The sequence below is a fragment of the Mesorhizobium sp. M0410 genome (assembly GCF_040321435.1).
GTDB lineage: Bacteria > Pseudomonadota > Alphaproteobacteria > Rhizobiales > Rhizobiaceae > Mesorhizobium.
In genome coordinates, this window is the sequence record NZ_JAMYRN010000010.1 from 203,901 (window position 1) to 217,038 (window position 13,138).

Here is a 13,138-nt window from a genome sequence, read left to right on the forward strand (position 1 = left end):
CGGGCCATCTTGCTGCCGTGACCAAATCTGCAAAACCGCAGCAGACCTACATAAGTAAGCTCACACTTACGAATTTCCGCAACTATGCGGCGTTGGCAATCGACCTTGATCCCGGCGCCGTGGTTTTCTCCGGCGACAATGGCGCCGGAAAAACCAATCTGCTTGAAGCGATCTCGCTGCTCACGCCTGGCCGCGGCTTGCGCCGCGCACCCTATGTCGAGGTGGCGCGCGAAGGCGGCGACGGTGGCTTTGCTCTGCATGCCCGGCTTGACGGGCCGGAAGGCCAGGTCGAGATCGGTACCGGAATAGCGGGCAGCGACGGCGAAGGCGGCCGGCGAGTGCGGATCAACGGCGCGGCGGCACGCTCAGCCGAAGACATGCTGGAATGGCTGCGCGTGGTCTGGTTGACACCGGCTATGGACGGCCTGTTCCCCGGGCCGGCGGCCGATCGTCGGCGCTTCCTCGACCGGCTGGTGCTTGCGATCGATCCCGGCCACGGGCAGCGCGCGCTTGACTACGAAAAGGCAATGCGCGGCCGCAACAGGCTGCTTGCCGACGGTTCGCGCGACAGTGCGTGGTTCGATGCGATCGAGATGCAAATGGCCGAGACCGGCGTGGCAATTGCCGCGGCGCGTGCCGAACTGGTGCGCCTGCTCGCCGCCATGATCGACCGGCTGCCCGGCGACGGACCGTTTCCGCAAGCCGACATCGGCATCTCGGGCGAACTGGAAGGCGAAATCGGTATTTTACCGGCCGTCGACGTCGAGGAACGGTTCCGTCACGCCCTTGCCCAGGGGCGCGACCGCGACCGCACCGCCGGGCGCACGCTCGACGGCCCGCACCGTACCGACCTCGTGGTGCGCCACCGGCCCAAAGCGATGCCAGCCGAGCTCTGTTCGACCGGCGAGCAGAAGGCGCTGCTGGTCGGCATCGTCTTATCGCATGCGCGGCTAACCGGCGAAATATCGGGCATGACGCCGATCCTGCTGCTCGACGAGATTGCCGCCCATCTCGACGGCGGTCGACGGGCGGCCTTGTTCTCGATCCTGGAGGAACTGAACTGCCAGGCCTTCATGACCGGGACCGATGCCGCGTTGTTTGACAGCCTCAAGGGACGAGCGCAGTTCCTGACCGTAGATCACGGTAAGGTCAGGCCGACCATTTGACCTTCGGCCATGGCGCATTGCTGAGTGGCACGTATTGATGCCTGACAAGTTTTTTCCTCCGTTATAAGGTCCGGGGATGATCGCAGCCGCCCTTACCGACGAAGAGCTCGAACGCTACGCCCGCCACATAGTGCTGCCCGAAATCGGCGGCGCCGGCCAGCAGCGGCTAAAGCGGGCGCGGGTGCTGGTCATCGGCGCCGGCGGATTGGGTGCGCCGGTGCTCGAATATCTCGCCGCTGCGGGCGTTGGCACGCTCGGTATCGTCGATGACGACAGTGTCTCCCTTTCCAACTTGCAACGACAAGTGATCCACGGCACGGACATGGTCGGCATGGCAAAGACCGACAGTGCCAAGGCTGCGATCAGCCGCATCAATCCAAACGTCGTGGTGGAAGAGCACAATTTCAGGCTGACCGCAGACACCGCCCCTGCCCTCATCGCCCGTTATGACATCGTCGTTGACGGCTCCGACAATTTCGAAACACGCTACGCAGTGGCCGACGCCTGCGCCGCCGAAAGCCGGCCGCTCGTGCACGCCGCCGTTGGCCGCTTCGACGGCTCGGTCACCGTACTGAAGCCTTTCGAGACCGGCCCGGACGGCAAGTTGAACCCAAGCTACCGCGATCTTTTTCCCGAAGCACCGCCGCCGGGACTGGTGCCGTCCTGCGCGGTGGCCGGCATTGTCGGCGCGCTGACCGGGGTCATCGGCACGCTGCAAGCAATGGAAGCGATCAAGCTGATCACCGGGATTGGCGAGCCGCTGGTCGGGCGACTGCTGCTCTACGATGCGCTGGCCGCACGCTTCGATACGATCCGCTACAAGCGAACCAGCCCGTGAGCCAGCCTGCCGAGGTCTCCATTGTGCAGCTTGCGGCCGATTTCGACCGTTGGGCCGAGCTCTTGGCCCTTGTCCTGCGCGCCTTCGCCTTCATGGACGGCGTCATTGACCCGCCGTCCTCGGCGCATCGACTTACCGTTGAAAATCTCAGGGCTAGAGCGCTGGAGGAGACAGCATTCCTGGCCCTGAAGGAAAACGAGATCGTCGGTTGCGTCTTCGTCCTGAAGCGCGCAGACGACCTCTATATTGGAAAGCTCGCGGTCGAGCCGGTTCTTCAGGGACAAGGCATTGGAAAACAGCTGCTGCAGGCCGTCGAAGATCTCGCCCGCGGCCATAACAGGACCGCCATCGAGCTCCAGACCCGGATCGAGCTGACCGGAAATCACGCAGCCTTTGCCCGCCTCGGTTTTCGTGAAACCGAACGGACAGCGCACAAGGGCTACGACCGACCGACCTCAATCACCATGCGCAAGGCCCTTTGGTAAGCCAACGCTATCCAACGACGAACACGCGGTTGCCGCGGCAAGACCGGTGCCGGTGTGACGGCAGGTCACGCCCTCAATGGCAGCACGCGGTCGGGCGGGCGATGACCGTCGAAGAAGGCGCGGATGTTGATGATTACCTTCTCGCCCATGTCGATACGGCCTTCGAGGGTCGCCGAGCCCATATGCGGCAACAGCACGACCTTGCCTTTGTGGGCAAGTTTCAGCAGCTTGCTGTTCAGCGCCGGCTCGTGCTCGTAGACGTCGAGGCCGGCGCCGGCGATCTTGCCGTCATGGATGAGCTTGACCAGCGATTCCTCATCGATGATATCGCCGCGCGCGGTGTTGACTATGTAAGCTGACGGTTGCAGAAGCGCCAGCCGCCGCGCCGAAAGCAGGTGGAAGGTTGCCGGTGTCGATGGGCAATTGACGGAGATAATGTCCATGCGGGCGAGCATCTGGTCGAGGCTTTCCCAATATGTCGCTTCCAACTCGTCCTCGATTGCCGGAAGCACGCGGTGGCGGTTGTGGTAGTGGATCGAGAGGCCAAAGGCCTTGGCGCGCCTGGCGACGGCGGTGCCGATGCGACCCATGCCGACAATGCCGAGCCGTTTGCCCCAGATGCGCCGGCCGAGCATCCAAGTCGGCGACCAGCCCGCCCATTTCTTGTCGCCGGTCAGCACGTTGGCGCCTTCGGCCAGCCGCCGCGGCACGGCCAGCATTAGCGCCATGGTCATGTCGGCCGTATCTTCGGTCAACACGTTCGGCGTGTTGGTGACGGTGATGCCTTTCTTGGCCGCTGCCGCAACATCGATCTTGTCGACGCCATTGCCAAAATTGGCGATCAGCTTGAGGTTGTCGCCAGCCTGGGCAATCAGCGCCGCATCGATATTGTCGGTCACGGTCGGCACCAGCACGTCGGCCTCCTTGACCGCCGCCACCAATTCCGGCTGCGTCATCGGCCTGTCCTCGACATTCAAGCGGGCGTCGAACAACTCGCGCATGCGGGTCTCGACCGGGTCGGGCAATTTGCGCGTGATGATGACGAGGGGCTTCTTTTTGCCTGCCATTGTTTCCTCGAACCCGATCTCGTTGAGACCTCTTTAACCAAGAACGGCGAAACTGAGAGCCGATCGCGGTACCGGTCATTCATGTAACAAGCGGTTCCGCCGAAGACAAAGAAAAAGGGGCGAAGGCCGATGGGCCGGCGCCGAAAGGAACGAAAGTGTCTGGTTTCGCGTCGCTCCGCCTGACCCTCAGTGCAGCATTCCTCGGCGCTCTCATCCATAGCCCACTGGTGATGGCGCAAAGTGCCGCGGCACCCGCCCAGAGCGTCACGCTCGGACCAAGCGGCTTGCCGCTGCCGCGCTTCGTCAGCCTGAAATCCGGCCGCGTCAACTCGCGCGTTGGGCCGGGCGTCAATTATTCCGTCGACTGGATGTATATGAAGCCAGGCCTGCCGATGGAGATCATCCAGGAGTTCGATACGTGGCGCCGTGTGCGCGATGCCGACGGCTCGGAAGGCTGGATCAATCAGTCGCTGCTTTCGGGCCGCCGCACGGCGATCGTCGCCCCCTGGCAGCGCGGCAAGGACGCTCGCGTCAACCTCCTAGACGACCCGGCAAAAGATGCTGGCGTCATCGCGATCCTCGAACCGGGGGTGATGGGCACGATCAAGTCCTGCGATGGCCAGTGGTGCGAAATGACCTTCGACGGTCATACCGGCTGGCTCGCGCAGTCGCTCGTCTGGGGTGCCTATCCCGGCGAAAAGGTCAAGAACTGACGTTTCTGGACCGCAGGTCGGGCCAGCACGGCAAGCACCGGATCCGGCACTTGTTTCGCTGATCTTCGGTTCGGGGATGGTTTAGCGGCCGATGCGGCCGAGATGGGTATCCTGGAAACTGCTCGACAGCTTCAAGCCATATCCCAAACAACCACCAGGAACACCAGCGATCGCATAGAAGACAAAAGCCGCCACCGCGACGGCGACCCATTCAAAGCCGGAGCGTCAAATCCAGGAATTCATAAGGCGCCGGTCAGTCGCAGCGTTTCGGACGCAGTCTCACCACGATATCGACATTGGCGATCTCCATGCCTTCCGGCGGTTCCGGCAGGTTGGAAACCGTCACCGGGCCGCTGTCGATATCGAAGATCCTGTTTTCGCCCTCGATATAGAAATGATGGTGATCGGATGTGTTGGTGTCGAAATAAGTCTTCGATCCCTCGACGGCAAGGATGCGCAGAAGACCTGCCTGGGTAAACTGGTGCAGAGCATTGTAGACGGTGGCCAGGGACACCGGCACGCCGGCGGCAAGCGCCTCCTCGTGCAGTTCCTCGGCCGAAAGATGGCGGTCGCCCTTGGCGAAAAGCAGATCGGCCAGTGCGATGCGCTGGCGTGTCGGCCTCAGACCGGCCTCGCGAACCCGCTTGTCCACAGCGACATTATCCTTCCGGCAACCCAGATCCATCTATCCGTCGCGCTCACAGTTCCGCCTCAGACACGTCCAACATGGCAGAAATTGAGCATCTGCCGAAACTGGACGTGTCCTGACATATATTCTGTCGACCGAATGCGATCAATAGCGCGCATTGACCCGGGCAGACGGGCAGGTTAAGCGCAAACGCCGGTTTCCGGCCTGAAACAGATTGTGTTAGGAAACCACCGACAAGGGCGCCTTTCGCCCGGGACGATCACGGGGACGAGATTGATGGCGGGTTCGAAATCCAGCTACGGTTACGAGGAATTGCTTGCCTGCGCCCGCGGCGAGCTGTTCGGACCGGGAAATGCGCAGCTGCCCTATCCGCCGATGCTGATGTTCGACCGCATCACCGAGATCAGCGAAACTGGCGGTGCGTTCGACAAGGGTTTCATCCGCGCGGAGTTCGATATCAAGCCGGATTTGTGGTTTTTCGCCTGCCATTTCATCGGCAATCCGATCATGCCGGGATGCCTGGGCCTGGACGCCATGTGGCAGTTGACGGGGTTCTATCTCGGATGGCTCGGTGAACCCGGCAAGGGAATGGCGCTGTCGACCGGGGAGGTGAGGTTCAAAGGCATGGTCACGCCAACGGTCAAGAAGGTGGAGTATGGCGTCGACTTCAAGCGGGTGATGCGCGGTCGGCTTGTGCTTGGTATCGCCGATGGCTGGCTGAAGGCAGATGGCGAGCCCATATATGCGGCAACGGATCTGAAGGTCGGTCTTTCCAAGCAATCGGCCGCCGTCTGAACGAAGACCCTACAGTGCCACGTCTTGGACGTCCAAAGGACGCTGTAGCACTTTAATTTTGCGCATGGTTCCGTTCCGCAAATCGATTTCAGGTTTCGGAGGTCCGCGCTGGAAGGAGTTGCGAATGAGACGGGTCGTAGTCACAGGTCTCGGCATCGTGTCGTCGATAGGCAATAATGCCAACGAGGTGCAGACCTCGCTGCACGATGCCAGATCCGGCATCAGCTTCTCCGACTCTTTCGCCGAGCATGGCTTCCGTTGCCGGGTGTGGGGTGCGCCGACACTGGATCCGTCGGGCATGATCGACCGTCGCGCCATGCGCTTCCTGTCGCAGGGTGCTGCCTGGAACCACGTCGCAATGGACCAGGCGATCGCAGATGCCGGCCTCGACGAGACCGACATCACCAACGAGCGCACCGGCATCGTGATGGGCTCCGGCGGACCGTCGACCCGTGCAATCGTCGAGGCGGCCGAGACCACGATCAAAAACGGCAGCCCCAAGCGGATCGGCCCGTTCGCGGTGCCAAAAGCGATGTCGTCGACCGCGTCGGCGACGCTTGCCACCTGGTTCAAGATCCACGGCGTCAACTATTCCATCTCATCGGCCTGCTCGACGTCAGCGCATTGCATCGGCAATGGCTACGAGCTGATCCAGTGGGGCAAGCAGGACATCGTGTTCGCCGGCGGCCATGAGGATCTCGACTGGACGATGTCGGATCTCTTCGATGCCATGGGCGCCATGTCGTCCAAGTTCAACGACAGGGCATCGGTCGCCTCCCGCGCCTACGACGTCGATCGCGACGGATTCGTCATTGCCGGCGGCGCCGGCGTGCTGATTCTTGAAGAGCTCGAGCACGCAAAAGCGCGCGGCGCCAAGATCTATGCCGAGATCGTCGGCTATGGCGCCACATCGGACGGCTACGATATGGTGGCGCCATCGGGCGAAGGCGCGGCACGCTGCATGCGACAGGCAATGGCGACCGTCACTTCACCAGTCGACTACATCAATACGCACGGCACCTCGACGCCGGTCGGCGACTCCAAGGAAATGGGCGCCATCCGCGAGGTGTTCGGCGACAACATGCCTTTCATCACATCGACGAAATCGCTGACCGGCCATTCGCTAGGTGCGGCCGGCGTGCAGGAATCGATCTACTCGATCCTGATGATGCAAGGCGGCTTCATCGGCGAGAGCGCCCACATCGAGAACCTCGATCCGGAATTCGAAGGCATGCCGATCGTGCGCAAGCGCATCGACAACGCAAGGATCGACACTGTTTTGTCCAATTCGTTCGGTTTCGGTGGCACCAACGCTACGCTGATTTTCCAGCGCTATTCCGCATAAGGATTTGCCGACCATGGACGGATTGATGAACGGCAAGCGCGGGCTTGTCATGGGTGTCGCCAACGATCATTCCATTGCCTGGGGTATCGCCCGCAAACTGTCCGAACATGGCGCGGAACTCGCCTTCACCTATCAGGGCGACGCCTTCGGACGCCGGGTCAAGCCGCTCGCCGAGAAGCTGGGCGCATCGCTGGTGGTGCCTTGCGACGTCGAGGACAGCGCGTCGGTCGCCGCCACCTTCGAGACCTTGGGCAAGGCGTGGGGCGGGCTGGACTTCATCGTTCACGCCATCGGCTTTTCCGACAAGAACGAGCTGAAAGGCCTCTACGCCGACACCAGCCGCGACAATTTCATCCGCACCATGGTGATCTCCTGCTATTCCTTCACCGAGGTTGCCCGCCACGCCGCCACGTTGATGAAGGACGGCGGCTCGATGATCACGCTGACTTATGCGGGTTCGGTTCGCGTCATGCCGAACTACAACGTCATGGGTGTTGCCAAGGCCGGGCTGGAGGCCAGCGTCCGCTATCTAGCCAACGACTACGGCCCGCGCGGCATCAGGGTGAACGGCATATCGGCGGGACCGGTACGGACGCTTGCGGGCGCCGGGATTTCCGACGCACGCCACATGTTCTCCTACCAGCAGCGCAATTCGCCGCTACGCCGTACGGTGACGATCGACGAAGTCGGCGGCTCCGCGCTCTATTTGCTGTCCGACCTGTCCTCCGGCGTCACCGGCGAAATCCACTATGTCGATTCCGGCTATCACATCGTGTCCATGCCGACGCTTGACGAGTTGAAGCAGACTGACGCCGGACGGGAATAGCGCGAGTGACGTGTCGCCGGCTTGCGCCGCAGCGTTTCAGCGTCGCGCCGAGAAGACCTTAAACATGCCGTCACGGGCGAGCTCCGCATGGGTGGAGAAGGCGGCCGCCAGCACCGGTTCGTAGGGAAGCTGACGGTTTGCCACCATGAACAACCGGCCGCCCGGCTTCAGCGCTTTGCCTGCCGCGCGGATCATACCGGCACCGATTTCCGGCTCAGTCGCCCGGCTGCGGTGAAAGGGCGGGTTCATGACGACCACATCGTAGCGGCGCTCCACCGGTTCGCTCAAAAGATCTGTCCAGAAGAAACGTGGCTCCACGCCTGTGTTGCCGACATTGGTTTTGGCGGCCTCCAGCGCCTCGAAATCCGCTTCGTAAAGGTCAAGTGCCGATATGCCGGGTGAGCGGGCGGCGACCTCGGCAGCGACATAGCCCCAACCTGCACAGAAATCCGCAACACTGCCACGCAGATCGTTGGGCAGATTTTCGACCAGCAGCTTCGATCCCGCATCGATCTTGTCGAAGGAAAACATGCCTGGGGCCGTGCGGAAGTGGTCCTCGACCACCAAGTCCGGATTGGCGGCGCGAAGCGTTGCCGCGGCAACGGTATCGGTCGGCCGGCGAAACCAGAAGGCAATGCCGTGATGTTTCGGCAGGTGGCCTTCGAGCCGCACAAGGGCGCCGACATGCTTGCGCAGGCTGGCGACGCCATCGTCCTTGCCGCCGGCGACGACGATCAACCCGCCTGGTACCACGCGTTTGACCGCTTCGGCGACGCGCAACTCGTTTTGGCCGCGATGGCGGCCGGCGAGCACAAATGCCGCGTCGAAAGCCTCGCCTTCGACCTGCGGCGTGACAGTGAAGCCGGAGGCCTGCAAGGCACGAAAATGCGGCCTGAAGCCTTGGACGAGATGAAGCTTGGCATCAAAGCCTGCGGGTAAGCGAAAGCCGGGCTCGGCACCGAGAAAGAGAATGCATTCATCCTTTCGTGGCAGGGACACAGCCCCTGCCTCGAATGGGTGGAAAAGCGTTTTCAGCGGCTCGGCGGACATTCACCACTCTTGAACTGCAAGGCTGTTGTTGAATGCAAACGGGCGCGACCTTCCGGCGCGCCCGCTTCGATTGCATAGTTAGATCAGCTTAGGCGGCGTTTTCTTCGCCTTCGCTCTTTTTGTCGCGAGCGATTTCCTTCCCGGTGGCCTGGTCGACGACCTTCATCGACAGGCGGACCTTGCCGCGCTCGTCGAAGCCCATCAGCTTGACCCAGACCTTGTCGCCTTCCTTGACGACATCGGAGGTCTTGGCGACACGATCATTGGCGAGCTGCGAGATGTGGACGAGACCGTCACGCGGGCCGAAGAAGTTGACGAATGCGCCGAAGTCGGCGGTCTTGACGACCGTGCCTTCGTAGATCTCCCCGACTTCCGGCTCAGCGACGATGGTGTGTATCCACTTCTTCGCCGCCTCGATCTCCTTGGCGTTGGCCGAAGCGATCTTGACCGTGCCGTCATCCTCAATGTTGATCTTGGCACCAGTCTTTTCGACGATTTCGCGGATGACCTTGCCGCCCGAGCCGATCACATCGCGGATCTTGTCGGTCGGAATGTGCATGACCTCGATGCGCGGTGCGAACTCGCCGAGCTCGGCACGCGCGCCGGACAGGGCATGGGCCATTTCGCCAAGAATGTGCTGACGGCCTTCCTTGGCCTGGTCGAGGGCGATCTTCATGATCTCCTCGGTGATGCCCTCGATCTTGATGTCCATCTGCAGCGAGGTGATGCCGTAGGCGGTGCCGGCAACCTTGAAGTCCATGTCGCCGAGGTGGTCCTCGTCGCCAAGAATGTCGGAGAGCACGGCGAAGCGCTCGCCTTCCTTGATCAGGCCCATTGCAATACCGGCGACCGGCTTGGCCAGCGGCACGCCGGCATCCATCAGCGCCAGCGAGGTGCCGCAGACGGTAGCCATCGATGACGAACCGTTGGACTCGGTGATCTCCGAAACGACGCGCAACGTATAGGGGAACTGGTCGGCGGTCGGCAGCATCGGCCGGATGGCGCGCCAGGCGAGCTTGCCATGACCGATTTCGCGGCGGCCCGGCGAACCCATGCGGCCGGTTTCACCGACCGAATAGGGAGGGAAGTTGTAGTGCAGGAGGAACTTCTCCTTGTACATGCCGGTCAGCGAATCGACATACTGCTCGTCCTCGCCGGTGCCGAGCGTGGCGACGACCAGCGCCTGGGTCTCGCCACGGGTGAACAGCGCCGAGCCGTGCGTGCGCGGCAGGACGCCGACTTCCGAGACGATCTTGCGGACCGTCTTCAGGTCGCGGCCGTCGATGCGCGAGCCGGTGTCGAGGATGTTCCAGCGCACGACCTTGGCCTGGAGCTCCTTGAACACGGTGCCGATCTGTTCGGACGTGTATTTGGCCTCTTCGCCTTCTGCCGGCGCGAACGCGGCCTTGACCTTCGCCTTGACGGCGTCGACGGCGGCATAGCGCTTCTGCTTGTCGGTGATCTTGTAGGCGTCGCGAAGCTCGCCTTCGACGATCTTGAGCATCTCGGCTTCAAGTGTGGAATAGTCCGGCGCGGTGAAGTCGCGCGGGTCCTTGGCCGCGACTTCAGCCAGCTTGATGATCGCGTCGATCACCGGCTGGAAGCCCCTGTGGCCGAACATGACGGCGCCCAGCATAAGGTCCTCGCCGAGTTCCTTGGCTTCGGACTCGACCATCAGCACGGCGTCGGCGGTGCCGGCGACGACCAGGTCGAGCTTCGATTCCTGCATCTCGTCGACGTGCGGGTTGAGCACGTATTCGCCGTTGATGTAGCCGACGCGGGCGCCGCCGACCGGGCCCATGAACGGCACGCCGGACAAGGTCAGGGCGGCGGAGGTGGCGACGATCGACAGGATGTCCGGATCATTTTCGAGATCGTGCTGGACGACGGTGACGACGATCTGCGTGTCGTTCTTGTAGCCTTCGGCGAAGAGCGGGCGGATCGGGCGGTCGATCAGGCGGGAAACCAGCGTTTCCTTCTCGCTCGGACGGCCTTCCCGCTTGAAATAGCCACCCGGGATCTTGCCTGCGGCGTAAGTCTTTTCCTGGTAGTTGACCGTCAGCGGGAAGAAATCGAGGCCGGGTTTCGGCTCCTTCATCGAGACGACGGTGGCGAGAACCTTGGTTTCGCCGTAGGTGGCCAGCACCGCGCCATCAGCCTGACGCGCGATCTTGCCGGTTTCGAGAATGAGCGGGCGGCCGCCCCATTCGATTTCCACTTTGTGGTAATTGAACATGTCTTGTCCTTCGTATGCGGAAAGGGCCGCGCCGTTTCAGCGTGCGCGGATGCCCCTTTCCCTTGGCTTCCTTTCTCGGGCAGCCACGGGCAAGACAACGGGAAGCTCGGCTATTCGGCGCGGTGCCGCACGAGCGTCCTGCAATCCTGCCCCATGACCGTCCATGGGCGGTTTCGAGTGGCCCTCTGCTGTTCGAAACCGGGTTGGCCAATCGATCCGACTGGCCTTGCGCGGGGACCCGAAAACCAGGTTTTCGGAAAGTATCCTGCGCAAATCTAAAACTTCAGAGCGTCCTTTGCGCAGCCAAACCGGTGCGCGGCGCTCTGCTTCCTTCATTGGAGCCTTGGATGATCCGATGCTCCAATGCGCGACCGGCGGGCTCTCGAAAGAACCCGCCGGTCAATTCCTCAACGGCGCAGACCGAGCTTCTCGATCAGCGTCTGATAGCGCGCGTCGTCCTTGCGCTTGAGATAATCAAGCAGGCTGCGGCGCTGGGAAACGAGAGCGAGCAGACCACGGCGGGAATGGTTATCCTTCTTGTGGTCCTTGAAATGATCGGTCAGGTTCTTGATGCGCTCGGAAAGGATGGCCACCTGAACTTCCGGAGACCCGGTATCGCCCTTGGCGGTTGCGAATTCGCCCATCAATTCCTTCTTGCGTTCGGCAGTAATCGACATCGTGTTTTTCCTTGTCTGTTTGAGGAAACGGGACGCCCTCAGCCGGGATGTCGTCCAGCAGGGGCCGGTGCAAGCAACGCGTCAAAGCGCGAAGCTGCGGCGCATATAGTGCAATTCCGACAAAAAGGCCAGCCTAATTCACAAGCCGGCTTTTCGCTGCATAAACGGGCACTTCCGCCTAGTCAGAGCCATTTCTTCCATTTGAAGTACGCAAAGAGCCCGACCGCAACAAGCGCCATGAAGGCGAGCGACAGGGGATAGCCGTAATAGGCCTTCAGCTCCGGCATATTCCAGGGCGAGGTGTCGGGGTCGAAATTCATGCCCCATACGCCGACGAGAAAGGTAAGCGGCATGAAGATCACCGAGACGATCGTCAGGTAGCTGATGACGTCGTTGGTGCGCGCCTGGCTGAGCGACAAGTGCATCTCGATCAGGCCGGTCAGCATGTCGCGCTGGGTTTCGACCAGTTCGATCAATCGCAGCGAATGATCGAGCGTGTCGTTCAGGAATATCTTGGTTTCGGCCTTCACATAGGGCACGTCGTTGCGGATCATGGTCGCCAGCGCATCGCGCATCGGCCAAAGCACGCCCTTCAGCACATTGGCATCGCGCCGCAATTCGTGAAGCTGCCGCATCTGGTGCTTGTGCGCCTGGTGCAGCATCTGGTCCTCGATGCTGTCGACCAATTCGCCAGCAGCCTCGATCGGCGGGAAATAGCTGTCGACGATGGCGTCGATCAAAGCATAAGCGAGATAGTCGGCGCCGCGCGAGCGCAAGCGGTTGGGCACCGAGCTTGCGATCCGCTTGCGCACGGGATCGAATGGGTCGCCTTCGCGCTCCTGGAAGGTGACGACGAAGGTCTTGCCGAAGAAGACGGCGATCTGTTCGTAACGGTGCGCGGTGACGTCGTCGATCATCCTGACGACGACAAAGGCGTGGTCCTCGAAGAAATCCACCTTCGGCCGCTGACCGGTGTTGACGACGTCTTCCAGCGCCAGCGGATGCAGGTTGAAAATCCGGCCGATCTCCTCGATCAGCTGGATATTGGCGAGGCCTGTGCAGTCGAGCCAGATGACCGGCCAATTGTGGCAATGGGTGTTGACGTCGTCGATGCTGGCATTGTCGATCGTCTTGAACTTCTCGGGCGAGATCAACGTCAGCCTGAGCTCGGAGCGGCGCGCCGCCGGGTCGGCGATCAGCGTGCCCGGCGAAGCCCCAACCGGCGGCCTCCGTGTTTTGAGCGCCGCTCGTTTGTTGACCGTGTCAGCCTTTGCCATGTGCCCCCTCGAGT

13 protein-coding genes are annotated in these 13,138 nt (G+C 61.9%); 7 read left to right on the forward strand and 6 right to left on the reverse strand.

The genetic code is table 11. The features are described from left to right. The first annotated feature begins 17 nt into the window (after positions 1–17). The 3 genes from recF (at position 18) to NKI63_RS17385 (ending at position 2,489) form a co-directional block, all read left to right on the forward strand. Positions 18–1,166, forward strand: coding sequence for a DNA replication/repair protein RecF (recF, locus tag NKI63_RS17375; protein ID WP_352822504.1), 1,149 nt, complete (start codon positions 18–20; stop codon positions 1,164–1,166). Between the two features lie 76 nt (positions 1,167–1,242). Further along, a complete protein-coding gene (locus NKI63_RS17380) occupies positions 1,243–2,004 on the forward strand; it encodes a molybdopterin-synthase adenylyltransferase MoeB (protein ID WP_352822507.1) in 762 nt (253 codons plus the stop codon). Then, on the forward strand, positions 2,001–2,489 hold the full coding sequence (locus NKI63_RS17385) for a GNAT family N-acetyltransferase (protein WP_352644389.1): 489 nt from the start codon (positions 2,001–2,003) through the stop codon (positions 2,487–2,489). Before NKI63_RS17380 ends, NKI63_RS17385 begins: the two co-directional genes overlap by 4 nt. 65 nt (positions 2,490–2,554) lie before the next feature. Here the strand turns inward: NKI63_RS17385 and NKI63_RS17390 are convergent, their stop codons facing one another. Continuing rightward, complete coding sequence (locus NKI63_RS17390; protein ID WP_254816279.1) at positions 2,555–3,556, reverse strand: 2-hydroxyacid dehydrogenase; 1,002 nt, start codon at positions 3,554–3,556, stop codon at positions 2,555–2,557. 155 nt (positions 3,557–3,711) lie between these two features. Between NKI63_RS17390 and NKI63_RS17395 the strand changes: the two genes are divergently transcribed. Beyond that, a complete protein-coding gene (locus tag NKI63_RS17395; protein WP_023676915.1) occupies positions 3,712–4,269 on the forward strand; it encodes an SH3 domain-containing protein in 558 nt (185 codons plus the stop codon). Positions 4,270–4,522: 253 nt separating this feature from the next. On the opposite strand, the gene irrA is transcribed toward NKI63_RS17395, so the two are convergent. After that, positions 4,523–4,954, reverse strand: coding sequence for an iron response transcriptional regulator IrrA (gene irrA, locus NKI63_RS17400; protein WP_023676913.1), 432 nt, complete (start codon positions 4,952–4,954; stop codon positions 4,523–4,525). Positions 4,955–5,194: 240 nt separating this feature from the next. Here irrA and fabA point away from each other — a divergent pair, with 240 nt between their 5' ends. From fabA to fabI, 3 genes are all read left to right on the forward strand, one after another. Continuing rightward, positions 5,195–5,713 (forward strand): 3-hydroxyacyl-[acyl-carrier-protein] dehydratase FabA, encoded by a 519-nt coding sequence (gene fabA, locus NKI63_RS17405; RefSeq protein WP_352506149.1) that lies wholly within the window; start codon positions 5,195–5,197, stop codon positions 5,711–5,713. A 124-nt stretch (positions 5,714–5,837) separates the two neighbouring features. Beyond that, complete coding sequence (fabB, locus tag NKI63_RS17410) at positions 5,838–7,058, forward strand: beta-ketoacyl-ACP synthase I (RefSeq protein WP_352686801.1); 1,221 nt, start codon at positions 5,838–5,840, stop codon at positions 7,056–7,058. A 13-nt stretch (positions 7,059–7,071) separates the two neighbouring features. After that, on the forward strand, positions 7,072–7,884 hold the full coding sequence (gene fabI / locus NKI63_RS17415; RefSeq protein ID WP_352475969.1) for an enoyl-ACP reductase FabI: 813 nt from the start codon (positions 7,072–7,074) through the stop codon (positions 7,882–7,884). Between the two features lie 36 nt (positions 7,885–7,920). Here the strand turns inward: fabI and NKI63_RS17420 are convergent, their stop codons facing one another. The 4 genes from NKI63_RS17420 to corA form a co-directional block, all read right to left on the reverse strand. Continuing rightward, a complete protein-coding gene (locus tag NKI63_RS17420) occupies positions 7,921–8,934 on the reverse strand; it encodes a class I SAM-dependent methyltransferase (protein WP_352686806.1) in 1,014 nt (337 codons plus the stop codon). Between the two features lie 88 nt (positions 8,935–9,022). After that, positions 9,023–11,170 (reverse strand): polyribonucleotide nucleotidyltransferase, encoded by a 2,148-nt coding sequence (gene pnp, locus NKI63_RS17425; protein ID WP_352686808.1) that lies wholly within the window; start codon positions 11,168–11,170, stop codon positions 9,023–9,025. Between the two features lie 407 nt (positions 11,171–11,577). Beyond that, positions 11,578–11,889: a 30S ribosomal protein S15 gene (gene rpsO, locus NKI63_RS17430; RefSeq protein WP_280940423.1), complete on the reverse strand. Its 312-nt coding sequence runs from the start codon at positions 11,887–11,889 to the stop codon at positions 11,578–11,580. A 140-nt stretch (positions 11,890–12,029) separates the two neighbouring features. Further along, complete coding sequence (gene corA, locus NKI63_RS17435; RefSeq protein WP_254816272.1) at positions 12,030–13,124, reverse strand: magnesium/cobalt transporter CorA; 1,095 nt, start codon at positions 13,122–13,124, stop codon at positions 12,030–12,032. Between the last annotated feature and the right edge of the window lie 14 nt (positions 13,125–13,138).